This window comes from Vibrio sp. KUL70 (genome assembly GCF_059725515.1).
In genome coordinates, this window is record NZ_AP045836.1 from 295,358 (window position 1) to 319,963 (window position 24,606).

General features: G+C 42.5%; 18 protein-coding genes and 4 pseudogenes. 14 read left to right on the forward strand and 8 right to left on the reverse strand.

The window, feature by feature from the left end; all coding sequences use genetic code 11:
- The first annotated feature begins 8 nt into the window (after positions 1 to 8).
- Together ltrA (AC6I7V_RS21255) and AC6I7V_RS21260 are read left to right on the forward strand one after the other, a co-directional pair.
- On the forward strand, positions 9 to 1,481 hold the full coding sequence (gene ltrA / locus AC6I7V_RS21255) for a group II intron reverse transcriptase/maturase (RefSeq protein ID WP_498012478.1): 1,473 nt from the start codon (positions 9 to 11) through the stop codon (positions 1,479 to 1,481).
- 335 nt (positions 1,482 to 1,816) lie between these two features.
- Positions 1,817 to 2,548: an IS110 family RNA-guided transposase gene (locus AC6I7V_RS21260; protein ID WP_498012479.1), complete on the forward strand. Its 732-nt coding sequence runs from the start codon at positions 1,817 to 1,819 to the stop codon at positions 2,546 to 2,548.
- Between the two features lie 194 nt (positions 2,549 to 2,742).
- Here AC6I7V_RS21260 and AC6I7V_RS21265 read toward each other — a convergent pair.
- The 4 genes and pseudogenes from AC6I7V_RS21265 to AC6I7V_RS21280 all read right to left on the reverse strand — a co-directional run.
- Positions 2,743 to 2,843 (reverse strand): annotated as a pseudogene (locus AC6I7V_RS21265) (IS5/IS1182 family transposase); the annotation flags it as partial.
- Positions 2,844 to 2,938: 95 nt separating this feature from the next.
- The gene (locus tag AC6I7V_RS21270; protein ID WP_498012480.1) at positions 2,939 to 6,028 is read right to left on the reverse strand and encodes a hypothetical protein; all 3,090 of its coding nucleotides are present in this window, start codon (positions 6,026 to 6,028) and stop codon (positions 2,939 to 2,941) included.
- Positions 6,028 to 8,253, reverse strand: coding sequence for a hypothetical protein (locus tag AC6I7V_RS21275; protein WP_498012481.1), 2,226 nt, complete (start codon positions 8,251 to 8,253; stop codon positions 6,028 to 6,030). The genes AC6I7V_RS21270 and AC6I7V_RS21275 overlap by 1 nt, the downstream gene beginning before the upstream one ends.
- Positions 8,243 to 8,833, reverse strand: a complete 591-nt coding sequence (locus AC6I7V_RS21280) for a hypothetical protein (RefSeq protein WP_498012482.1) — start codon at positions 8,831 to 8,833, stop codon at positions 8,243 to 8,245. The genes AC6I7V_RS21275 and AC6I7V_RS21280 overlap by 11 nt, the downstream gene beginning before the upstream one ends.
- 281 nt (positions 8,834 to 9,114) lie before the next feature.
- On the opposite strand from AC6I7V_RS21280, the gene AC6I7V_RS21285 reads away from it, so the two are divergent.
- From AC6I7V_RS21285 to AC6I7V_RS21325, 9 genes and pseudogenes are all read left to right on the forward strand, one after another.
- Positions 9,115 to 9,276, forward strand: a complete 162-nt coding sequence (locus AC6I7V_RS21285) for a hypothetical protein (RefSeq protein WP_498012610.1) — start codon at positions 9,115 to 9,117, stop codon at positions 9,274 to 9,276.
- Between the two features lie 331 nt (positions 9,277 to 9,607).
- The gene (locus AC6I7V_RS21290; RefSeq protein WP_498012483.1) at positions 9,608 to 10,996 is read left to right on the forward strand and encodes an ATP-binding protein; all 1,389 of its coding nucleotides are present in this window, start codon (positions 9,608 to 9,610) and stop codon (positions 10,994 to 10,996) included.
- A complete protein-coding gene (locus AC6I7V_RS21295; RefSeq protein ID WP_498012484.1) occupies positions 10,983 to 11,597 on the forward strand; it encodes an HNH endonuclease in 615 nt (204 codons plus the stop codon). Before AC6I7V_RS21290 ends, AC6I7V_RS21295 begins: the two co-directional genes overlap by 14 nt.
- A gap of 356 nt (positions 11,598 to 11,953) precedes the next feature.
- Positions 11,954 to 13,051, forward strand: a complete 1,098-nt coding sequence (locus AC6I7V_RS21300; protein WP_498012485.1) for a GmrSD restriction endonuclease domain-containing protein — start codon at positions 11,954 to 11,956, stop codon at positions 13,049 to 13,051.
- A gap of 2 nt (positions 13,052 to 13,053) precedes the next feature.
- Positions 13,054 to 13,842, forward strand: coding sequence for a HEPN domain-containing protein (locus AC6I7V_RS21305; protein WP_498012486.1), 789 nt, complete (start codon positions 13,054 to 13,056; stop codon positions 13,840 to 13,842).
- 298 nt (positions 13,843 to 14,140) lie between these two features.
- Positions 14,141 to 14,314: pseudogene (locus AC6I7V_RS21310) on the forward strand (integrase); the annotation flags it as partial.
- Positions 14,315 to 14,546: 232 nt separating this feature from the next.
- Positions 14,547 to 16,079, forward strand: a complete 1,533-nt coding sequence (gene istA / locus AC6I7V_RS21315; protein WP_046225199.1) for an IS21 family transposase — start codon at positions 14,547 to 14,549, stop codon at positions 16,077 to 16,079.
- Positions 16,080 to 16,089: 10 nt separating this feature from the next.
- Positions 16,090 to 16,830, forward strand: coding sequence for an IS21-like element ISVch3 family helper ATPase IstB (gene istB, locus AC6I7V_RS21320; protein ID WP_046225198.1), 741 nt, complete (start codon positions 16,090 to 16,092; stop codon positions 16,828 to 16,830).
- A 75-nt stretch (positions 16,831 to 16,905) separates the two neighbouring features.
- A pseudogene (locus AC6I7V_RS21325) lies at positions 16,906 to 17,334 on the forward strand (tyrosine-type recombinase/integrase); the annotation flags it as partial.
- Between the two features lie 163 nt (positions 17,335 to 17,497).
- Here the strand turns inward: AC6I7V_RS21325 and AC6I7V_RS21330 are convergent.
- The 4 genes and pseudogenes from AC6I7V_RS21330 to AC6I7V_RS21345 all read right to left on the reverse strand — a co-directional run bounded on the left by AC6I7V_RS21330 (position 17,498) and on the right by AC6I7V_RS21345 (position 20,374).
- On the reverse strand, positions 17,498 to 17,728 hold the full coding sequence (locus AC6I7V_RS21330) for a hypothetical protein (RefSeq protein ID WP_498012487.1): 231 nt from the start codon (positions 17,726 to 17,728) through the stop codon (positions 17,498 to 17,500).
- Positions 17,729 to 18,094 (reverse strand): type II secretion system pilot lipoprotein GspS-beta, encoded by a 366-nt coding sequence (gspS2, locus tag AC6I7V_RS21335; RefSeq protein WP_192854641.1) that lies wholly within the window; start codon positions 18,092 to 18,094, stop codon positions 17,729 to 17,731.
- A pseudogene (locus AC6I7V_RS21340) lies at positions 18,051 to 19,172 on the reverse strand (alanine/ornithine racemase family PLP-dependent enzyme). Before AC6I7V_RS21340 ends, gspS2 begins: the two are co-directional and overlap by 44 nt.
- Entirely contained in the window at positions 19,169 to 20,374 is a 1,206-nt protein-coding gene (locus AC6I7V_RS21345) for an N-acetyltransferase DgcN family protein (protein WP_390520519.1), read from the reverse strand. Before AC6I7V_RS21345 ends, AC6I7V_RS21340 begins: the two are co-directional and overlap by 4 nt.
- A gap of 893 nt (positions 20,375 to 21,267) precedes the next feature.
- Here AC6I7V_RS21345 and ltrA (AC6I7V_RS21350) point away from each other — a divergent pair.
- The 3 genes from ltrA (AC6I7V_RS21350) (at position 21,268) to AC6I7V_RS21360 (ending at position 24,590) form a co-directional block, all read left to right on the forward strand.
- Positions 21,268 to 22,740 carry a group II intron reverse transcriptase/maturase gene (gene ltrA, locus AC6I7V_RS21350; protein ID WP_498012488.1) on the forward strand — a complete coding sequence of 491 codons (1,473 nt, stop codon included), beginning with the start codon at positions 21,268 to 21,270 and terminating at the stop codon, positions 22,738 to 22,740.
- 241 nt (positions 22,741 to 22,981) lie between these two features.
- Complete coding sequence (locus AC6I7V_RS21355; RefSeq protein WP_498012489.1) at positions 22,982 to 23,779, forward strand: CLCA_X family protein; 798 nt, start codon at positions 22,982 to 22,984, stop codon at positions 23,777 to 23,779.
- Positions 23,780 to 23,876: 97 nt separating this feature from the next.
- Complete coding sequence (locus AC6I7V_RS21360) at positions 23,877 to 24,590, forward strand: helix-turn-helix domain-containing protein (RefSeq protein WP_498012490.1); 714 nt, start codon at positions 23,877 to 23,879, stop codon at positions 24,588 to 24,590.
- Positions 24,591 to 24,606 lie beyond the last annotated feature (16 nt).

The window sequence follows — 24,606 nt, forward strand, 5'->3', positions numbered from 1 at the left end:
AAAAGCAAATGATGCTCTCGAAAGAGATTAGTGCATCTTCTGACGGTGCTCAGTGGCAGTCTATTGACTGGAAATCCGCTGAAGCCCACGTATTAAAGCTTCAAATGCGTATCGCAAAAGCAACAAGAGAAAAGAAATACGGTAAGGTGAAATCCTTACAGTGGCTCTTGACTCATTCTCGCTCGGCTAAACTTTTGGCCGTTAAGCGAGTCTCTCAAAATAAAGGCAATAAAACGCCTGGAGTAGATGGTGTCATCTGGAATACAGATGCACGCCGTATGAAAGCAGTTGATCAACTGAGTCGTAAGACTTACAAAGCAAAGCCACTCAAACGTATCTACATCCCCAAAAAGAATGGCAAACTCAGACCTCTAGGTATTCCGTGCATGATAGATAGAGCGCAACAAGCGCTCCACCTGCTTGCACTAGAGCCTGTGTCTGAAACACTAGCCGACCTCAACAGCTATGGATTTAGACCAAACCGCAGCACTGCTGACGCCATCAGTCAGTGCTTTAAATGCTTGGCTCTGAAGAAATCAGCAAAGTGGGTTCTTGAGGGAGATATTAAAGCTTGCTTCGATAAAATCGGGCACCAATGGCTTATGAACAATATCACCATAGATAAACGTATGTTAGAGCAATGGCTGAAGTCTGGTTTTGTGGATAGAGGCCTGTTCTATGATACGGATGAGGGTACGCCACAAGGAGGGATCATCTCCCCAACCTTGATGCTAATGACCCTCTCGGGTTTGGAGCAACGCATAAAATCCACAGCACTCAGAAAAGGAGCTAGAGCCAATTTTATTGGTTATGCAGATGATTTCGTTGTCACTTGCTCTTCAAAGGAGGTGTTAGTGAGCGATATCAAACCGTTGATTGCTGACTTTTTGGCTGAAAGAGGGTTAACCCTATCCGAAGAGAAAACGAAGATTACTCATATTGATGATGGCTTTGACTTTCTGGGCTTCAACCATAGGAAGTACAAAGGGAAATTGCTCATTAAACCGAGTAAGCCCAACACGCTGTTATTTTTGAGAAATCTACGTGAACTTATCAAAAAGCACGCAACTATCTCCGTTAATGATCTTATCAAACTGATAAATCCAAAACTCAGAGGGTGGGCGAATTACTACCGCCACTGCGTCGCTAAACAAGTGTTCGGGTATGTAGGCCACAAGCTATTCCAAGCACTATGGCACTGGGCTGTTAGACGGCATCCAACCAAGTCTAAAGACTGGGTTGTTCATAAGTATTTTCTCAATCGAAAAGGCCAATGGCAATTTCACGGTTGGCAGAAAATCATGAACATGGATTGTCACTTCAATTTGTTCCAAATAGCAAAAGTGCCAATAGAGCGACATGTAAAAATCCGAAGTGCTGCGACTCCTTATGACCCCGACTATCAAGATTACTTGTTCAAGCGGAAGTCAAAAAGACAAGCACGTAACTCTTGGGTTGAACCTGTTCCGACTGCTTTATAGTTGCTGGGTATCAAACGATGCCTTAGTGGAGGCTTGAGCCGTATGCAGTGAAAGTTGCACGTACGGTTCTTAGAGGGACGGCACTTGGCAACAAGTGTCGTCTACTCGACAGAGTCGTTGCTGTCTGATTTTTAACCCATGTGATTTTTAACCCATGGCACTTTTTAACTCAAAAGTGCCCCATTCCTTATATGGAATCCACGTATTTACAAAGTGATTATTTGCAATAAAAGTTAAGATGCGGTCGTATATTCGGCTTCTATTGAAGGCGCTACCTTCTAGCCTTTGATGTTTTGCGCACCTACTGTCCTCATCGTGTTATCAGCTTTTATAGCATGAAGGAATGGGTAACTTTTGTTTCTGGTAAGACCAATAGCCAACAGCAAGCTCAATCAATGCTGAAATTGCGAGAACAAGCCGTTAAACAATGGACAGTATTAAAAAATCAATTAGTAGGATTGATGAGGGAGTTTAATCTGCCAGTTTCGAGAAACCATCAAGGCTTTACTCAATCGATAGAGCTGATTTTGGAAGACGCGGACAATGATTTAACCGCTGATTTTAGGCACATGCTGAAAGTGTCACTCGACTTATATTTGGTTTTGTGCGAAGCAATTGATACTTATGATCATTCCCTTGAACAATGGATAAGGTCAATCCAAGAATGCCGAAAGTTAATGAAGATTGAAGGTGTAGGGAAATTAAACGCAATTCATTTGTACATTGCTTTGGCATCAGGAGAACTTGGTCAGTTTAACAAGGGAAAAGATGTTTCCGCTTGTATTGGCTTAACACCACTCCAACATTCTTCTGGTGGTAAAGCGAAGTTGGGACATATTGATAAAAGGAAAAACTCAACGCTGCGCAGTCTATTAATTACTGGCGCAATATCTGTGGCTCAGCAAGTCGAAAAACGCGACGCTAAAACAAAGAAAGAACAGTGGCTACAAGCATTAGTAGCACGTAGAGGCAAAAAATGTGCTGCGGTAGCATTGGCAAATAAAAGAGTCCGTACCGCTTTTGCTATGCTTAAATCTGATACAGAATATAGAGCATCTATGCTCTGACAGTTTGACAAAAAGAAGCGTAAGATAAAAGTTAAGTGATACAGAATAGTCGAAAGAGAAATAGCTCGCTAACAAGCATTGCACCCTGACAACCGGAATTATCATTGAGCAGAGGTAGCTCTTCAACAGTAGCTCGTATATAAGCACGCGAATATCTATCGTTCTTTTTGTTGAAACGGGGAGTCCATATAACCGGCCATCGCTTCCTCATCAATCCAAAAGGTCAGAGAGCCACGGTTGATTAACGCTTTATATACTGCTTCCAGTTAGTTGTTTTGTAACGAGGTTTAGGCATGAGACTACGACCATTGATGGGTGTAACTGGTCAGATCGTAGTGAACTGCCCCGGCCATACTGGACAATTCATTTGGCGACTTTACCTTTTCAAATTTAATTGGGTTTGAGTAGCAAATCTTGATTCTGCAGCATCACAAACGACATAAACATCAGATACACCACCAAATGAGATGAATATTTATTGACCCTACCACCTTCTGCATATTTATCCTCAGATGGACTGATGAGCTCAAGTCTAACCGAACCAGTACCACTTCGACCGACTTTCTTCCCTCGTTTGCCTTCAACTGTTGTCATACCTTTTAATACAACTTGCCACTCCTCTTTGATACTACTGCTATTGATATATAACTTTACTGCCCGCCAATGTGACTTAGGGATCGCAAACTGAAAGGTTTCAATAAATTTCTTTAGATTAGAAGGCGAGTTGAAGTTAACCCCTGACTTACTGACTACGGTATGCTTTAAACAATATTGCATCATGTCACTGATAGCTTCCGGCGCCTCTCTGTAGTGAGCCCTTAACTGCTGAACAAACTTCTCTGCATACGCCACTTCTTTAATCGTTTTTAGCTTGCCGGGAATCAATGCATATTCCCTACGAACTGAAAAATGGCGGGACCGTGGCTCAACCTGCTGCTTATTACCAAATTGATCATATTTCACTTGAGAGCCCGAATTAGATGCCATCAATGACTTTAGATAAAGGGCATTACGGAGCCACTTATCTATCGTTTCTTGCTTAAGACGATATTGATACGCTAATAAATCAATACGTTCACCTCGAGAAATCGCTTCAAGAACCTGGTAACAAATGTTGATACTGACTTTTTCTTTATCAGGACGCTGTAAAACAATTTCCTCAGCGGTAATTTGCTCAAGGTCTATCTCCAGATTATCGATATCAAGTTCATCAGCTAATGACTCAAAAAAGTCTCCATAGGTTATGTCTTCTTTGTTTTTTTTCAAGGATTGATAATACCTTCGGGTGCACAACCCTTGCTCCTGCGCATCTTTAAGTGAAACCGGTGTATCTTGCCCATACGACGGTGTTGCCAGCAAATCACTCAAATGAAAATAGTGCATAAAAGTAACCTGAGGACTCTCATGTCCACCCAAAGCAGCTATCTCCCAATATCCATTACTGTAGGTGTTTTTAAAGAGCTTTTGTCGCAGCTCTACAGTCTGTTTTTCTGAATACGGGTAAAACGCTGGCAGAAGTTTCTCAGGATTACAGCCTTCAAGCATTAGCTGTAACCTACTGAAACAGCTGTGTCTCAGATGATAAAATATCAGGTGACCTTCGCCAGAGAGTGCCCTGAGCACCTTACCAACGTAGTTTGAAACCGCAAAAGTATTGAATGGTCGGTGCGTATCTTCGCCCATTGTAAACAAAGGCGAAGTTTTCGATAAATTTTGCCCTCGTTTGAAACGAATGTAGTCCGCAACAATGTCACATTCATGCTCAAGCAGCAGCGGAAAAACGGGGACTTTTCGAAGACCACTTGCCGTTTTGTTGTCACCAAACCGATTCGGACGAATTTCTAGCCAGCCAGTTTTTGAGTTTTCAAGGTTTTTAAGCTGCAACTTATAGAGCTCGTTAAGACGGAGTCCGCAACGATAAGCGAGGATACATATCGATTGAAGCGCAAGTTTATCGATGTCATTGAGATCTGTTAATTTTTCGATATGCTGAAGTAATACCTTAAATAACGGCTCGCTGATAAGTCCTGCTCGGGTATGTTTTTTGCCGGCATCAATGTGGAAGAAGCTGTCACTTAGAGAAGGGAGATCCAATACAGGCGTTGCAAATCCGTGTAGCTCCTTCAGTCTTTTAGCGAAATAGCTTTGCGACTTCTTGGTCAGGTGCTTATCAATTTGCTCCTGATAAATACCTTCAATATCCGCACTGTCTGTCAATTCAGACAAATGGCACTCGGTGTTCATCAGGTACCAGTATTTAACCTGATTAAGCATATACTGGTGAACTGTCTTGGCTACGCAACCGTGAGTTTTGTGTATCAGCCAATGGATGAAAACCTGTTGCCATGGCTCCATCTGATACTGTTCTAGAAGCCCTTCTAACCTACCTCTAACTGTATTTTCTGTAACTTTCTCTCCGTTTTCAGTGGGTTTACAGGCTCTTTTTAACTCGTTGATAAACTGGCTTTGTATTAGTGAAATAGGTTTGCTTGGGATTTCCTGTTTTCGAGAATGTTTTACTTTTACATCGGTAGAAAAGTCCGAAAATGATGTTGCTGGTACAATGTGTATAACAGGAGCAATCAGCTTAACCAGATTGGACATTGGCAGTGAATAGGACCGGGTTCGCCCTACCCTGTACTCTAATAACGCCTGACTCAAATGGGGGTTGGAGTTCCTTTCATACCAGAATGCCGCGCAGGAGCAAAACGGTTTTAAGCTTGTCGGTAAATGTTTTTGCTCTGGAAAACCAACCAACAGGGCTTGCAGTATCTGCTTGCTATTTTGAGGATATTGCCACTCCTTATTATTCAGCTTTTGCCAGAGCCTAAGTTGACCCAGAGTTTTGACTGATAAATAACATTGAAAGGTAGTGACAGGCTCTCTAGCCTCATAGTCATTGCTGTTCAGGTTATCATTTTTCAATTTTAGTGTAACAAATATTCGGTTGGAAAAACGTTTCAGGTTGAGCTTTTTGTCTTGCTGCAGCTGGCGATTAAAGCTTTTTACAACATCTATGTTGCACTGTCCCGAGTCCATGATGAGTGACAGGATTAATGACTGATAGCGAAAGCGAACATCACGTTTGTTCCTATCTGATTTTTCTCTCAACCATACATCGTAAGCATCATACAGCGCCCATGCCCCTTTTAACCATTCGGGACTTCGCAACTGAGTCGGCGTTTTATTTGTGATCAAATGAGAAGGTGGGGATAACGTCCAGCCATGCTCCTTTTGATACTTTTTGACAAGACTTACGCCATGATTGAAGGCAAGTCGGAAATCCCGCTGCTGGCCAAAGGTATCCAACAGACTGTCACTGTATTTATCCCAACAGCTACTAAAGACGGTTTCGGATGGTATATGTACAGGATTAGGGAATACCTTTTCAAGCAGTTGTCTCGATTTACTTTTTACTGCCTCTCTGTGCGCGAGACGCTTCTTGTGCCGTTTTTCTTCACCGATATTTTTCGTTTTCACTATAACTCTCCAGACAACAGACTGATGATGTGCTCTTGTAGCAAATCACGGATCTGTTGCAAATCCTGGCGACTCACTTGACTGAACTGAGCAAAAGGGAGTTGATTTGAATGAATATGCCCCATCCAGGCACCAATTAGTTCATCGGAGATATCATGACTGAACAGCAGTGAACGTAAGTAGTGACGAGTCCAGTTAGCAGGAAGAGGAAAAATTGAATCTATGTGTTGCATGTAGGTTGAAGGTGTCACCTCCTGTATCCGCTCCTGATAACGATAGAAACAAAAAGGCATATTGCCATTGAGTGATTGGCGATATCGCTGGGACAATTCACGATCTCTTACAGAGAAATGAATCGCTGCTTCTTCACAGTAATGCATGTACCCCTCAAGGTGCACCAACGTGATCTCAGGTAAGAGCACCGTTCTCCCACTGTATACTGTGCCGCGTTCTTTCTCGGCTATCCGGTATTCGCCGGTAGAAAAGTGAATATCATCGATATTCCCAAACCAGCCCTCAACAGGCCTGTAACCACTCACCAGCCCCAACACCAACTGTAAATAAATCGCGCGAAGATTATGGTTCTCCTCAGAATAATAGTCCTCAAGCTCGGGTGAGATATCGCAGAGCTTAGTTTGTATTTTGGTGAATATGGACTTCAGGATCCTGGTATCAATATACAGTGGAGACCCTAAAGACTGCCCAGTTTCGTTAACATCTAAATCAAGTAAATAATCCGTATCAGCAGCCTTATTAATATGGTTAAAGTATCTTCTTACAACCGCAAGTAGTTCATCATAGGGAACGTAAGTATAAAACCGAGCTGGTTGGTTTTTAGCATCAAAGCCAGTTATCAAGTCAATCAGAGTACAATCGATACCATTTCCTTTTAACGTCTGCGGTAAATAAGAAGTTATCTTGGATAATGTCAGTCCAACATCATGACGTTTTTTTATTATTGACAGAAAGGCCTTAACGTCTTTCTCTTCCGTGCTGCCAAATTTGAAGCTGTTCAGATCACTCACCAGATTCAAAGGTAAAGGAAGGGTGTACTCTTGCACGACATTCCTGATAAAAGGAAGTAGCTCTTTTCGCAGCTTTTGACTCGGGAGTGTAAACTTCCGTTTTACGCCAATAATTCTCCGACTGTTGTTTCGTCTGGCCTGCCAGCTTTTTATATCTTCAAATCCATTTCCAGTCAGAAGCATTAAAAGAAGAAGACGTGCACATTCCTGATGTTCGTCCTGATTTCTTAGGGAGGCAATGCAATCAACCACCATATGGTGTAACTCCAACGGCGTCATTGAAGAGAGTTCACAGGTAAGCATCATGCTCTTTTTACGTATACGTTCATTTACTGCTCTGGCTTGTAGCGCCTGTGCCCCATAATCCTTGGTAACAAACTCTTGAGAGGTCACCATTGAAATGGAACGAGAGTTGGCAGATCGCTCTTCTTCATCTACCCAAGAAGCACTTTTGTCACCCAGATCACCAAATTTTAGCTCTTTGATTTCTACGACCGAAACACTTCTATCATCATCAATATACTTTTTCTCAGTAATGTGTAGCCGGCCTTCTCGTTTAAATTCACGAGATCCTACGTTTCGATGAAAGCCACTCTTATTTTCAAAGGTGGCCTGATAAGGCACTTTAATATTGGCAATCTGGCGACCAACATTGATTTGTTGAAGCTCATCAGATTGTAACAAAACCTCTAGCTCTTCGATTAAGTGAGGAAAAGTGGTTTGAAGCATATCCGGGAGGTAAGCCGCGAGCCGCTCACGTTTACCCAGTGCATATTGTCGTAATTCGTTACATAGGCGTTCAATTTTCGATTCATGATCGCCCTGAAAGCTGAGGTGAGTCACCACCAACAGGGTTAACGCTTTATATTGGTCATACTGCTTAATGTCGTAAGAAACGCGGTTGATATCGACAGCAACAAAACAAGCCACAACATAAAGGGTTAAAAAATTTTTGTCTTTGAAATTGGAGTACACTTCCGTCAAAGGTAGAGGAGAATCACACTGGTACCTTTTCGATTCATTCAGCAAGAAGGTCATTTCAGTAAAATGAGCAGCATAGCGAGCATCCAATATGTCACACAGTCGTATAACTTCATTAGCGAGAGCACCATTTTCGCTCACAGAGCCACAAAACAGGTTCTGAAAGAAGTATCGCTGATTCTTATCAGCAAACCGCTGCTTTAGTTCATCATGATTCATTGCGTCGAATTTCACGGGTTAATTGTTCGAAAATAGAATCCGTTTTGGTTTCAGGCTCTGAATCAGCTGTGATAATTGCGATCTTTTTGCTCTGCTTTTTTAAACCAGCCAAAGAATACGGCGTGCATCTCGCAACGAAGTCTTGAGTAAGTGTTTTAACAGAGAAAACAGAATTAAGAACCGTTTTCGGTACCTGCTCATTAATAGCTTTGCGTAACGCCTCCACCCTTCCTCCTTGGACTGAAGAAAGTAAAACCCTGAATACACCAGTCCAAGCCAATAGCTCTATTTCCTCTTCAGTCAAATCATCATAAATCACGACTTGATGATCGCTCATATCAAATTCATTAATAGAAAAACCGTGTATTTCAAATCCGCTAAAGAGATAACATTTCGAACTCGAAGCTCGCACCACAGAAAAGAGCTGGCCTTTCTGAAGCCCCTCCAATACTTGAGTACCAAGCTCAGTTTTATAGAACAAAAACATCTGAGCATGAAAGAATCGGTATGCCTCATACGCACGAGGGTGGACGTCAACAGATACGCTTTTCTTATTCCGTACAGATAAAAACTTCGCCAAGCACAACACCTCAAATCGTAAATTCAGGTATATTTAGTATACTTTTACTACCTACCAAAAGTATTTTTATTAGTTAATAATATGGTATTAGATGGAAAATTAGTCAATCTATAATAATCAAAAAAGTGTTTATTTACATAAATAAAGAATAATAATGGGTAATTACATTAGAGTGGTCATAATCTTTATAATCTTATGATTTTGAAGAATGGACGTATAGTGAGGGAAGCTGGCTTTACCCTGCGACGAATGAAAAAACTGAGATCCCAGTTTATGTTCTCATTGGTTCAAATACAGCGTCTGCGGCCGAAGATTTTTTAGTTTTCTCAGCATCAGCTGAGCATATAAAAACTGTAGGTAGTCCCACTTACGGAAGTACAGGAATGCCGATTTTTGGTGAGTTGCCAGGTGGTGGGCAATTTAGAGTATGTACCAACAGGTGAACTTATCCCGATGGTTCAGAGTTCAACGGTATAGGTGTAGTCCCTGATTATCCTTTTACTCCGAATCTAGAGCAACTATTATCAGGAGTAGATCATACGCTGAACTTTGCTTTGGAGACTATTACTCGTGAAATAGAATCTTCGGTACAAGTAAGCGATTGTGAAGAGTCAGTTTGACTTGTTTTTGCCCCGAAATGTGTTTGCACAATAGAATGCTCACCAGCCGCCATCAAACTTTTCATTAGGTTTTTTCATGGCATTATAGTCCATTTCGTAATTGTCATGAGTTACGGTAAGATTGATCTTAGGCTACGAATTTAAAAGGGACTTTATGGAAACAAGGCTTACAAGATTTGCTGTGTCAGGGTTGAATTTTGATTTCTGTTTGGATGAGAAAGCTAGCTCTGGCCAAAACTTCTTTACGGTTTTCATTGGCCAAAATGGTAGCGGTAAATCTCGACTTTTGAGGGAGATAGTTCTTGCGTTAACAGAAGGGAATAAGCTTAAAGAGCAATCTGTTATCATTGCCAAGCGTATCAATAGTGCGATTTATGAGTACGCTCAGTCTATCGATGGGGTGAAAGTAACCAGACAAGGGAAGTCAAGACTAGATAAGGTTCATAAAAACCATGTTATCAGCTTTACTGCTAGTGTGACTGATAAGCTACCCTCAAAGGTTGATCGTAAATATTGTGATTATGCTTATCTTGGCCCCAGACTATATGACTCTATTCAAAAAAGAACATGTCATTCGCTTACGTCATTTTTAGATGATCTAACAGATACGAATGCTCAGAATGTCAAAGACCGTGCTTTACCCCTATTTGAGTTATTGGAGTTTACGCCCAAAATTTCAGTACACTGGAAAGTAAAGCAAACTGGCTTAAACAACTTGAAAGACTTACAAACCCAGCAAAGGGACTTTAAGCGGTTTGTCAAAGATTCAGAGCATCATAGCCTTTATAAAGACGATGTTTTAGATGAGTTGTGTCAGGTATATTTCAGTCTTCTAAATTGGAGAGAAGTAAAGAAAAACAAAACGTTATCACTTACCTTTGACCTTATCTCAACGGCTACAGCTTTCTCTAAGGTAACTTCGGATTACTCATTATATACAAAATTAAGTAAGCTAGGCTTACTAGAACTACCTCGAATTGGGTTACACAACCGTAATGGACAAGAAGTACCTTCAACAGACCTTAGTTCGGGTGAGTCAGCCATAGTTACATCGCTTCTTAGGCTAGTTCCAATAGTAAAGAAGGGATCATTAATTTTCCTTGATGAGCCAGAGTTGAGTTTACATCCCAAGTGGCAAACAGATTACATACGAGTCTTCGACAGAACAATTGCTGGTTTGGGTTGCCATGTGTTCCTAGCAACGCATTCCAACCTTCTTATCTCCGATTTACCTCTCAATAACTCAGAAGTGCTGCACCTTAGCAATGGAGCCAAAACGTGGAAACGGTATACACGAACAGAAGGTCTTTCATCAGAGGAGATCTTACTTGATGTCTTTGGGTTACCAACTTCGCGCAATCACTATCTGAATACACGACTTCAACGGTTGCTTGATTTGGTTACTGCCAACAAAACTGATACTTCGGAGTTCTCACAATTACTAGAGCAGATCGAAGCAGTTAGAAGAAACCTAAGAGATGAAGATCCGCTAAAAATGATCATGGATACGTTAGCAGGTGAAAGCGAATATGGAACAGATTGAAAGAGCATATGAACCTAGTCAGAAGGAAATAGCCGTTACCTCTAAACCTGTTAAGTCACATAGAGATTGGGCGGTTTCCAAATACAAATCGTTTCGAGACAATTTGAAGAATCACTATCGAGAACAGCAGTCCAATCTTTGCTGCTATTGTAAGAAGACATTGGGTTTCGACCTTAAAGAAGTTGAGATTGAACATGTGTTGCCAAAATCAATATACACACAGTTCATTTTTGAGAGTCGAAATTTAGCCCTAAGCTGCCCTGCTTGTAACACTTCCAAAGGCAGTATAGATGTTTTTGTTGGTAAACAGGTTACTAGCTGTTACCCCATTGAGTCGGATAGTTTTAGCATAATTCACCCACACTATGACAAATATAGTGAGCACATTAATATTGTTGAACAGTTCCTCTATGCACCATTGTCTAAGAAAGGCACGGAAACAATCCGAACATGCAAATTACATCGTCTCAACAAAGTTATGAAAAACGCCAATACGATTAACAAGGAAAAAGTGTCCGCAGAAACGTTGATTGAGGGTATCTCTGCAATGACAAAGGAACAAAGACAAATCGTAGCACAAATGCTATTCCCTGCTGAATGATAGGTCTTTTCTATATCTCTGCTAATTCATTATTTTCTAAATTACCAGAGTATGTAACTCATAAATGTCCAAGAACTTCTCAAGTTGAATTTTTATCCGTGGCATTTTCTAGCTCGAAAATGCCCCAAAGTTTGTTAGATAGTTGAACCACTACACCTAACGCTTCATTGGATGTGCCAATTTGCAATTCATTTGATAATTCGTTCATAAGGGCTGTTAATGTCACCTTTGATAAGAGCAATTCAAACTCTCAGATGGCTATGGTTGAGTGATAGAGGTCTGCGCTTAAGATAACGGTAACAAGCTTTAAGTTATGTTAAGGTGTAGTAATAACCTTATGAGAAAGCAGAGAAATTATGAGCTCTTTAAAAACCAAGCTTGATGCCTTGCAGCAAGTAGCGAAAGAGAGAACGGTTAAAGCGGTAACCGTCGAGTATGACTTAGAAACTTTGGTAAAAAAGATAAATAAAAACATCATTAAGCTAAGCCCAGACTACCAGAGAAGACATCGATGGGACGTAAAAACAGCATCTAGGCTAATAGAAAGCCTAATCCTGAATATCCCAATCCCTTTCGTTTACATCTCTCAGGATATTGATGTTGATGAGGAAATTGACGACGGGGTGGCAAGATATTCAGTAATCGATGGACAACAACGTCTAACTGCGATAACAGATTTTTTCAACAAAGGTTTTGAGCTTGATGGACTTGAGGCGCTAGAGCCGCTGAATGGTTGTAAATACTCAGATTTACCTCCGTTTTTGGTTCGCAGACTTGAGGAGAGAACAATTCGATGTTTACGAATCGACTCAACGATAGACCAACAAGTCAAATTTGATATTTTTGAAAGACTGAATTCAGGCTCTGTGAAGTTAGAGCCACAAGAACTCAGGAATGCTACTTGTAGAGGTAAGTTTAGAGAGGCAATTAACGAAGCCGCAAATGATGTAGATTTTCTTCGGTTGTCGTTCATTTCGGCTGATAGTGCAAAGCGAAAAAAGATGGAAGATGTAGAGTTGGTGCTACGTTACTTTGCCCTCACCTCAGGTGATGGCTACTTGACTTACAAAGGTAAATTCAAACAGTTCCTCACGGAGAAAATGAAGGAGTTTAATGAATATCCAGAGCCTCAAATCAACGAAATGATGGATGAGTTTCACCGTGTTATCGCATTGATATCGACAATAGAAACGAAGCCTTTTGCCAAGTACAAAGTAGATTCAGAAAATCCCGAGCCTCCTCAGTTGAAAGAGGTTTCTAAATTTAATGCTGCAGTATTTGATGCTGCAATGGCTATGTCTAGGAAGGCGTATCTGTCAGGCAAAGAACCCAACTTTGAAGCTTTCAAAAATCTCTTTTTTGACAAAGGCTTTTTTGAATCTTGCCAAGGGAGTGTGAATGATGTTTCTAAAGTTAGGTTTAGAATTGAACAAGCCTTAACTTTGGTTGATTAACAATGCCTACTTTTTTGCATGACTTAATTTCGACAACGGATGAACGTTGGAAAGAGGTTGAACTGCTAATTGATGAGGCTGACAAGCATCATGAGGGTGAGCCTATGTATGATTCACTCTGCAGGGCTGCGAGTATTCTAATGATTTCTCATATGGAAGGGTTCATTAAAGAGTTGGCACGTAGCTTGGTTGATGATTTGAATCGACATTTGTCTTTTGCTGACTTTCCTTATTCCACGAAGGAGGCGATTGTATGCAGTTATTATTCTCAGGCAATGATGGAAGAAAATGACTTCCGCCAACACAAGGACTCCTTAATTGCCACTTTGGAGCAAGTAAGTGACTTTGAAGCGAGTGTTGATGCTTTTCTTTTCTTGGGTACTGGCAACAAGAATCCTAAACCAGACATGGTCAAATTGGTTCTGTCGAAGTTTGGGGTATCCGATGTTTTTAAGCACCTTCATAATTCCTCTTATGAAGAGGTATTTGAGTCGAGAAAAGCTGCAGAGCGAAGATTACACTTGCTACACAAAGTCACATGCAGAGGGTGTGAAAACTTTCCTTACACCGCGAAGCTAACCCTGAGCAGTCGTCTTTCACCAAGTCGCTATCAGGGACAAACAGTATGGCAGGACTTTTTAAACAATATTAATAGTCGTCGGCATCAAGTTGTTCACGGAAACACCTTTGAGAACCATGTGACAGTACCGGAACTTCGTAGCGACGTTAATAAGGTAAGGCTGTTTCAACTACTTGTTGTTTACCTTGTATCAGCAAAGCTTGCTGCATAGTAGGTACATGGTTTTAATAAATATTTGAGAGACTTATTGACAGTTCTAACACAGTCTTTATCATTGCGTACTCTTAGACTGTGTCCAAGACTGTAGCGCGCCCTTAGCTCAGCTGGATAGAGCACGTCCCTTCTAAGGATGTGCCAGTTGGGCGACAACCTGTCAGACACAGCTAAACGAACCCATTGAAGAGATCTATTTGACCTCTTTTTCTATATCTAGAGATGGTTTCTCTAACTCAGAAATGTCCATTTTCTTGCAACTACAATCGTGATGACCAATCAAAAAGGAGGTCATCATGGTAGTTTTCAACAAAACGAAACGAAGTGGCGTCAAAAAGCCTTTTCGGCTTGAGGAAATTTGGCGAATCAGAACCAGATTAGAAATTGAAAATAATTTGATGCAGCTTGCGTTGCTCAACTTAGCTATTGATAGCAAACTTAGAGCAAGTGATTTGCTCGTTCTCAGAGTTTGTGCATATTTCGGAGCATTCCGATCAGTCATTTCGGGATTATCCGATCGCCCATTTCGGTTTAAACCGATCGCCGATTCCGCGATTATCCGATCACTTTTAGCCTAACTCCGAAATCAGCGATCGGAATAGCGAAAACCGCGATCGGAATGCCCGAAATCCCACCTTTTTCTCTTTTAAATCAATAGCTCGCTATTCTTTACTTCTTAAACAAGAAGGTAAGGAAGCGACAATGGCAAAAAAGAGAACTCCAATGAAGAAAATCAAAGAGGTATTACGCCTTAAGTACGACTGCGGTCTTTCAAATCGCAGCATCGCTTCTTGCCTTAAACTCGGCCCTTCCACCATATCGGAACTCCTGACTCGCTTTAGACAAAGTCAACTTGGTTGGCCTCTACCTGAAAGTTGTAGCGATACTGATCTCACTCAAGCTCTGTATCACGGCAAGAAAACCAGTCGCGATAAAGTCATGCCAGACTTCACGCAATACGCAGTCGAACTCAGACGTAAAGGCATGACGAAGATGTTGCTCTGGCAGGAATACCATGAGCAATATCAAGAGCAAGCTTACGCTTACACTCAGTTCTGCGAGCACTTTACTCGTTGGTTCAAAACCCAAAAGCGCAGCATGCGTCAGCTCCATGTTGCAGGTGACAAGTTGTTTATCGATTACTGTGGACCTCGACTTCAAGTAGTCAACCCTGATACAGGTGAAGTGCGCGAAGCAGAAGTGTTCGTGGCGACCTTGGGCGCGTCCAATTACACCTATGTTGAAGCCTTCCCAAGCCAAGGTAAGTCTTACTGGTTAGAAGCGCATGCGAATACGTTCGAGCACTTTGGTGGGGTACCACAGCTCTTGGTTCCCGATAATCTACGTAGCGCGGTCACCAAAGCTAACCGTTATGAGCCAAGGCTTAACGACAGCTATCAAAAACTGGCGAATCACTATCAAACAGCCGTAATGCCAGCCCGCCCCTACAAACCCAAAGACAAAGCCAAGGCCGAGAATGCTGTGCTCTTAGTGGAGCGCTGGATCATGATGCGGTTAAGACACCAAACCTTCCACACCTTCAAGGAACTCAATCTCGCTATCCGTGATCTTATGAACGACTTAAACCAACGTGAAATGAAGCAGTATGGTGCAAGTCGTAAAGCGCTGTTCGAGAAACTCGATAAGCCTGCGTTAAAGCCCCTCCCCAAACAGCGTTACCTATATACTGAAACCAAACGAGCCAAAGTCGGGCCTGACTATCACATCGAATATCGCCGCCACTACTACTCGGTGCCACATCAACTTGTTGGTCACCATGTCGAACTGGAAGCCTCCAACCGTCTGGTGCAGATCTATCACCAAGGCAACTTGATCGCTCAGCATCCACGTAGTCAAAGAGAGCGCGGAAACAGCACCCAACCAGAGCACATGCCGAGTAATCATCAACATCAGAAGTGGTCGCCAGGGCGCCTGCTCAACTGGGGTGCCAATATCGGCCCAGCCACACGAGAAGTCGTCAACAAGATGCTGAACTCCAAGCCCCATCCTGAGCAGTCTTATCGCTCTTGTCTCGGGTTACTCAACCTAAGCAAAGCCCATGGTGAATCGCGCCTAGAGCAAGCCTGTAAAGATGCGCTGATGCTGACAAAAACCAACTACACCTTCATTAACAACCTGTTGAAGCACAATCGTGAAGGCCAACTGAGCAAAGACAACACGAGCACACCGAACCTTGTTCACAGCAATGTTCGTGGCCCGAACTGTTATCACTAGGAGAAAAGATATGAACGCACTCAATGACCAACTAAAAACCCTGCGCTTGAGCCATGCCGCGAAAGCGCTAGAACAGCAACAAGAACAACTGACTACCTACGCAGAGCTAAACTTCGAAGAACGGTTAAGCCTGCTTCTGGAAAGTGAGATCTTGAACCGCAACCAATCCAAAATCCAACGGCTAAAACGGCAAGCCAAGCTGAGAGTGGATGCTCAGCCGAGTCAGCTCATCTACAAGGAGGGGCGAAACCTTAACCGCAAGCAGATGAGCGAACTTCTAACTGGTGGCTATCTGCACAAGCACCAGAACATCTTGATCACAGGCCCAACAGGCGCAGGCAAAACCTATCTTGGTTGCGCATTGGCGACCAACGCTTGCGACCAACAACAAACGGTGAGGTACTACCGATTAACTCGCTTGCTTGATGACCTAACCGCAGGTCGTCTGGATGGTAGCTATCAAAAACAGCTTCAATCACTGGCTAAGAAAGGCTTACTGATCCTAGACGACTGGGGGATGGAAAAACTGACTCAAGAGCATGCAGGTCACTTGTTAGAAGTGCTTGAAGACCGCTACCAAAACAGCAGCACAATCGTCATCAGTCAATTACCTGTAAAGGAGTGGTACAACATGATCGGCAACGCTACTGTCGCAGACGCTCTCATGGATCGGCTAGTACACAATAGCCATCGAATAGAACTGGGAGGTGAGTCAATGAGAAAACTGGCGCAATCCGATCACTTAGAGTAAAAATAGGAAGAGAGAAAAACGGCAGGATCAGGTGATCGGAATAAACCGAAACGAGCGATCGCAATCACCGAAATACGCATTTGCGATGTATCTTCGCAAGATAGGATATTTAACCGCGTTAAGCATATCCAGCGCAAAACAGATATTGAAGTTCAATTTGAGATAACGACAAGAACTCAGCAGAGTCTAATGAAATGGATTTTGATGGCTTCGCTACATGACAGCAATTTTATTTTCCCAAGCCAAAGGCGAAAGCAACAACCGATTAGCTATTCGTACTATCGATACTTAGTGAGGAGATGGGCTTCTAATCTGGGGTTGGATCCTAACTTGTATGGCACTCACTCGATGAGGCGAACAAAAGCGACGTTAGTCTACGCAAAAACGAAAAATATCCGAGCGGTGCAGCTACTACTTGGTCATACCAAGGTAGATAATACAATCCGCTATCTTGGGGTTGAATTAGAAGATGCATTGTTGCTTTCAGAAGGTACAGAGTGTTAATCGAAAAGGAACCTAATACTTAGGTGTTTCAATTGCCATTACGCTGAAAGTTGTTACCCATTCACCTCTACACTTGATTATTTTCAATACTTTAAGTGCAAATACTACTAATCTGTCCAAGGTTTAGAGGACCTTGAACAGATTAGGTATACACAGTCTTAAATTAAATCTTGGAATGTGCGTTTTTTTTCTTTGACTTGTAAGCTTTCATTGAAATTTTCAACACAAGTTGTTCTTGTTTAGTTGAAATGACCTGCTTAGTTAAAGCTTTGTGGTGTAGGTCCGTGATAAAGTTTTTTTCCCAAGGCGTAAGACAGTCAAACTTTAATAAAATAATGTCATTGAGTACATTGAACAACTCGTATTGGCTTTTATCCATTCGACTGCTAAGCATTCAATTAGAGCAGTTAGCTAGAGAAATGACGTTAAGGCTTTCTACTTTCTCATTTTTTCCTAAGGTAATGATTCGATAAGAGATCCCACTCTCTAATAGTGGCCTTATTTCGATGTTATCACAAAAACTAACGGCGACTTTTTCTACTAAGCTGTCCATATTCAACGTTTTCTTTTTTACGAAAACAAGAGTGACACTATTGCCTTCTGACTGTGCATTTACGAGTGTGATTAAGCCTAACTCTTGTGGCAGTTGGCTTGAGATAACCGTCGCTCTATAATCGGCAAGCCCACTAGATTTCATTGGGCTTATCTGACAACCGTTAAGCATGACACTGACGGAAATAATTACTGCTGTTCTTAGCATTATGCGTTCCTTCTTGCTTTAGGTGCCTTAAAATATTTATTGATATAACGTGAAGACATAGAAGATAAGAGCGCACTGTAATCTAAACCGAATGTGACTTTTTCCCCTACAAATAGTGGTTTTCGTGAGGATTCAAGGACAAGATGATCACTGGTTGAAGACATGATCTTAATCCCATTCGGAGCCTTAAGCCCGCTGACACAAACATCTTGGCGGCCTAATGTACAATAGCTTGTGAGACCTCCCCTCTATCTTGAAGGCTTTCTTTTTCACCAAAAGCATTTAACCCCCGACTCCCCCAAGGCAAAGTCGGTTTAGCCTTGGATTCAATCACTTCAGCGGTCAAAGAAACCGCATCCGTATGTAAGCCTTTGATATTTTCGTGCTCTAAAGGCTCACAGCCTAAAAAAATGGCTTCTCCTATACGAAGGTTATTTACTCGAGTTAAGCCTGTTCTCTGAAGAGCCCAGTTAACTGAAGCAGAATTACCCCCTGAAATAATTTCTAGACTGATCCCAAATATAGCTTCAATTCCATCGGCAAGATCAGAAAGAACATTCATATTTTGCTCATCTGGAGCGACACCATACCGACAGGCTAAATTCGTACCAATTCCTTTTATCGTGATGTTCGGTAAAGAAACAATCTCACGGATAAAATCAATCACATGATTAGGCATCACACCTTCTCTTAGATCGCCAAGCTCAACCATAATAATATCGTGACAGCAATTTTGTTGTTCCGCTGCATGTGAAAGCCCCTGAATCACTTCAACTTCAGAGTTTAAACTCATATCACTGTATTTTATTACGCTCGCCACTTGACTGAGCATGGGTGTACGTATCAGCATTTTAGGGATAGCAATGCCAGATTCAGTCATCTTTTGAAGATTTTCGATTCTTGAATCGGCTAACATTTTTGCGCCAGCATCAATAAGAACTTGTGCGATGATAGGGTGGCCGAGGAAGGCTTTTGTTACAGGCGTGACGGATATGTTTTTTAGTGAGAGCTGAGTAATCAGGTACTGAGCGTTATGGTGAACTTTCCCACAATCGATGTGTAACCTAGGGTAGTTCACCCTTTTTCGGCCAGTTTACTTGCTATTATAGGGAAGGCTGACGATACGATGTGCAGTAGATGCTCAACAGGCTGTGACAAGACATCAGTAACCGGTAGACCAAATTCGGTAGTGTAACTGTCTATCGCACGACAGGTTTCATCTAAAGACATATCTTCATGATTCAGTGTTAGTCCAATAACACCGGTATTAGAAAACGTTTCGATAAGATTTATTTCTGAGGCAATCGAAGGCATTGGGCAATCAGGAAAATCACTACGATATAAACGTTTAGGAGCATGTTGCAATATCACACCCGTTGGACAACAGCCACGTAAGATAAAAGCGCTGGTTGAAAACGCAGGGTGACTTAAAGCTCCTTGCCCTTCAATAATTATCAGATCCGGATTTTCTTTTTCATAGGCCTGTACAATGACAGATTCCAACTCACCGGCACAAAATTGTGAAGGAACAGCATCGAGTGCAACGCAGTATTGTGCGCCTTGCATAATGCCTGTTTGACCAGTGGCAATCAGAACGACGTTAAGGCCTTTTTTAATCAGTTCATTCGCCAATATTGTCGCTGTTGTTCGTTTTCCTAGCGCGCAATCCGTCCCCATGACAGCAATTCTCGGACATTTAACGTTGTGTATTTTCCCGCTAAACGTTTTCAGATCGCCTTTATTTTTGGGTTTGCGAGTATCGAATATTCGAACGTTATTCTTTAAGCTAGCTTCTAAAAATAGAGGATCATCGGTTAGGAATTCATGTAAGCCATTTACGATGTTCATTCCTAGTGACATGGCATTTAAAATGATACTTTTATCTAAGTCAGATAAAAAACCACTTGATGGCGCAATGCCAAAAATGAAGTAATCGGGAATACTTTCCGCGTGAATGATAGCTTCTTCAGTATTGGCAAGGATCGGTATTCCATTGGCTTTGTTATCAAGTACTTCTCCAGCATCTAAGCCGGCAGACACACTATCAATAACCGATAGAATACGATAGCTTAATGAATGCCTCACTAGCCCATTAGCGGTTTTACCATCAATTTCACCGAAATTACCTTCGCAATATATAATTGCCGAAGGGATGACAGGTTTCACTTTCTGAGCAAGTGGTAGCCAAGGAGCGATATGGGTTACATCGTAGTTGGTTTTGAAATTTTCAATTCTAGTGAGTTTGAAGATGTTTCTTAACTTTTGGGTTGAAATAGACATAATTAAAGCCTGTTATGAGGCTTAGGAGGGCAACTAAGGAGTGCCGAGATGCGAGTTCGGAAAAGAAAAGAAGCCCCTACTAAGCGGTAGGGAGAACAACCAAGGTAACACACTCACCAGACTTTTGTTGATTATTATTCATACGTCCTCGAAGTCTATTACTTTCAGGCTTCACCCATGCTAACGTGACTGATTAGAGATCTAAGACTCATTGTTCAACGTGGCCGTATCAACCTCTCAGCTTTAAGGCTTCAAGATATTTTTTCTAATATCAGTTAAGTAAATTAAAGTTTTTGATCTAACGCGTTTTTGTCCGTGCGACGTGAAGTCGCATGAAGCGCTGTTCACCGCGATAAGAGTGAACCGTTTGTATCACCAGACGACCCTAAGGCTCTGAATAAAGCAGCGAGCCTGACAATGTAACGAAGTTTGGCACTGTGCCAAACGGGAGCAGAACCGTGAGGGAATGCTCCTCCTGATAACCACGAATTGGGTGAGTGCTAGGGAATCAGTATGATGAACGAAAGTGAATCCATATAAGGTGCGTTATACGTGAAGCAGCGGAAGTGGTTAATACGCTGTGGCCAAACGGCGATGGGAGTAGGAAAGAGGTTGGACAATACTCTTTCGTGATCGATAGGCTCCTCGCACTATAGTGGGCATCTACCCTGATATTGCGCGACATGCGGAACACGGTAAGCCAGTATCGTTCCTTCGGGAAAGCTGTCTGTGAAGAGAGCCGATAGCGGTGCTGGTAAAGGAGGTTGGAAAAAGCGAATGCTGCATTGTAATGATGCAGATACAAACGGATGTTTGACACGAAAGTGTGCCCACTTCCAACTGGTCTCCCATTGCAAGATGATTTGGAAAACTTTATTTAAGAAGGAATGCAGATGATCTCTTCTCATGAAGTGAGTGCCCCTTCTGGCAGCGCCCAATGGCAATCCATCGACTGGAAAGCGGTTGAGCGCCATGTGTTAAGGCTCCAGATGCGCATTGCAAAAGCAATCCGAGAAGGTAAACACGGTAAGGCGAAAGCACTACAGTGGATACTGACTCACTCGAAAGCAGCAAAACTTCTCGCTGTTCGTCGAGTATCACAAAACAAAGGCAGTAAAACGCCAGGAATTGACGGCGACATCTGGAACACCGATGCACGTCGAATGGCGGCAGTCAGCTTACTGATCAGAAAAGGCTATCGAGCTAAACCGCTCAGAAGAATCTATATCCCGAAGAAAAACGGCAAACTTAGACCATTAGGTATCCCGTGTATGATAGACCGAGCGCAACAAGCGTTACATCTTCTAGCACTAGAACCTATATCGGAAACAATTGCCGACCCTAACAGCTATGGCTTTAGACCTAACCGAAGCGCAGCCGATGCAATACAGCAGTGCTTCAAATGCCTGTGCAAAAAGGGAGCAGCACAATGGGTTCTTGAGGGGGATATCAAAGCTTGTTTCGACAAGATAGGTCACCAGTGGCTACTTGATAATGTCCCTACAGACAAAAGGATGCTCAAGCAATGGCTGGAATGTGGCTATATAGACAAAGGGCTATTCTACAAAACGTCAGAGAGAACACCACAAGGTGGGATAATTTCACCCACCCTGATGTTGCTCACTCTTGTCGGACTAGAAAAGTTAATTAAATATATCGCTCGCAAGACAGGCAGCAGAGTAAACTTTATAGGTTATGCTGACGACTTTGTTATCACGGGGTCTTCAAAGGAAGTCCTAGTGAACGACATTAAGCCGCAACTGATGGCTTTCTTACAAGCAAGAGGTTTAGCGCTTTCTGAAGAGAAAACGCACGTTACTCATATCAATGATGGTTTTGACTTTCTTGGCTTCAACGCCAGAAAGTACAAAGGGAAACTGCTCATTAAACCGAGCAAATCCAACGTATTATCATTCTTACGAAACATGCGTGACCTCATTAGAAAACACGCAACAATCCCAGTAGCCGATCTCATTAATATGATGAATCCAAAGCTACGAGGATGGGCGAATTACTATCGCCACTGTGTTGCTAAACAAACCTTCGGCTATGTTGGTCATCAGATGTTTCTAGCGTTATGGCGATGGTCAGTCAGGCGTCACCCAAACAAGGGACGTAAATGGATCGCACACAAGTACTTTCTAAACTATCAAGGGCAATGGATTTTCCATGGCTGGTTTAAAAAGGATGGACTGTATGGCGTGATCCGACTGTTTCAAATCGGTCAAGTGCCAATCAAGCGACATGTAAAAATCATGAGTCAAGCGACCCCGTTCGATCCTTTTTGGGAAGGTTTTCTCAATGAACGTAAGGTGAAAAATACAGGTCGTAACTCATGGTTTGATCCTGTCGCCACTGCTTTGTGAGTTGCTGGGTAACAATAACGCCTTAGTGGAGGCTTGAGCCGTATGCAGTGAAAGTTGCACGTACGGTTCTTAGGAGGGCGGCATCTGGTAACAGGTGTCGCCTATCCGACAAAAGCGTCTCAGAACCAATGAAAAAGCTGATGTGTTCACCAAGCGATTCTGTCTTTTTCCAAACGCTACCCACATCAATTGATGTACAATAGACGCAGCCCCAATCACTACCCATCGCTCAAGGTGAATCTTGCGTTTAACTAGCTTTAAGTACAAAACTCGTAAGGGCCCAGACTATCGTCATGGGGAGCAAGTGTCGTTTATCGACATTCGAGATACCTTTGGCATTGGCAGTATTCGTGTTGGCAAGTGGGTCAATCAAGAAGAGAAAGACCTAGCGGCTAACCTGATCTTTGATTCGTTTGCCGATCTTGCTTATATATTGGCGCTACCACCCAAAGCCATTGGGTTGAGAGGTAGTCTTAATTTGGCTTTCGGCAGCGGTGGACAAAAAGGCGTTCAAGCCCACTACGCACCAAACCAAAGAGAACTGGCACTTGCGAAAAACGCAGGAGCTGGCGCTTTGGCTCATGAATTTTGGCACGCGTTTGACCACTACATTGCAGAGAAAGCGTTTGATATAGGTGACAGGTCAGGGCCGCAAAAACGAACGATCTTTGCCAGTGACTGTTGGCTGAAAAGCGTGGCGCATTTTCCGCATCCGTTGAATGACAGGTTACTCAAAATATTTGATGCGGCGTTACTTACAGATGATCAGCAAGATCGACACGACTATGTGTCACGAAGTGTGGTTGCTGACAAAGCGATGGGAAGTTATTATTTTTCTCTACCAACTGAGATGATGGCGAGGGCCTTTGAGTCAGTCGTAGAATCGTGTTCAGGCATTGAAAACCGTTACTTAGTCTCCGGGACAACCAAACCCGAACACATCAAAGTTTACCCTGATTTAGAACATCGAATAAAGATACACAACGCACTACAAGCCTACTTCAAACCTTTGGGTGAAGCCTTAAGTGGTTTGCACTAGAAAGCTTTAAAAGCTTATAACAAAGTGAGTACGCCTTCAGCACGATTTATAGTGCAGCTACCTTGTTTACACTTCAGTCAAATGGATGGACTTCGCGATGCAGCCTACTCTCAGTATTCGAGCTTACACTAAGAAACTAAACAGTCATTCGCACGATGATTACCACCAGCTTGTGCTTCCAGTTCAAGGAAACATCAATATTCAAATGGATAACTTCTCTGGAAAGGTGACCGTTGGTGAGTGTGTTGTTATTCCAGCAAGCACCACTCATGGTTTTCAAGCTGACGAAGCCGCTCGATTTATTGTTGCCGACATGCCAACGCTTCCAGAGCATATTCTCGAGAGCGGCGTACATGTGTTTGCTACCACAACGCCGCTACTGAGCTTTATCTATTTTGTTGAGAAGCAGCTAGAGCACCAAGTAGACAAAGCGATTGAGGCTTCGATTCTCGATGTCTTTACCATGCTACTTACACAGCAGCCGATAACCTCAAAAATCGATCCTCGGATCCGAGCTGCGCAGAGCGAGATTTTTGACGATTTAGCCAGTCCACTCACGATCGCTGAACTATCAAAAATCGCTTGTCTGAGCCCGACTCAATTTAAAGTTCTTTTCAAAACCAACCTCGGTATGAGCGTCCAACAATACGTGACTCACCATAGAATGGAAAAAGCCAAAGCACTTCTTACACATACTGACTTACCCGTTCAAATTGTTGCTGAAAGAGTCGGCTATAACGACCTTTCTGCTTTCAGCCGACGCTTCTCTCTTCATTTCGACCTTCCCCCTCGCCAGTTCACACGCAGTTAAAAACGTCCTTTTAAAA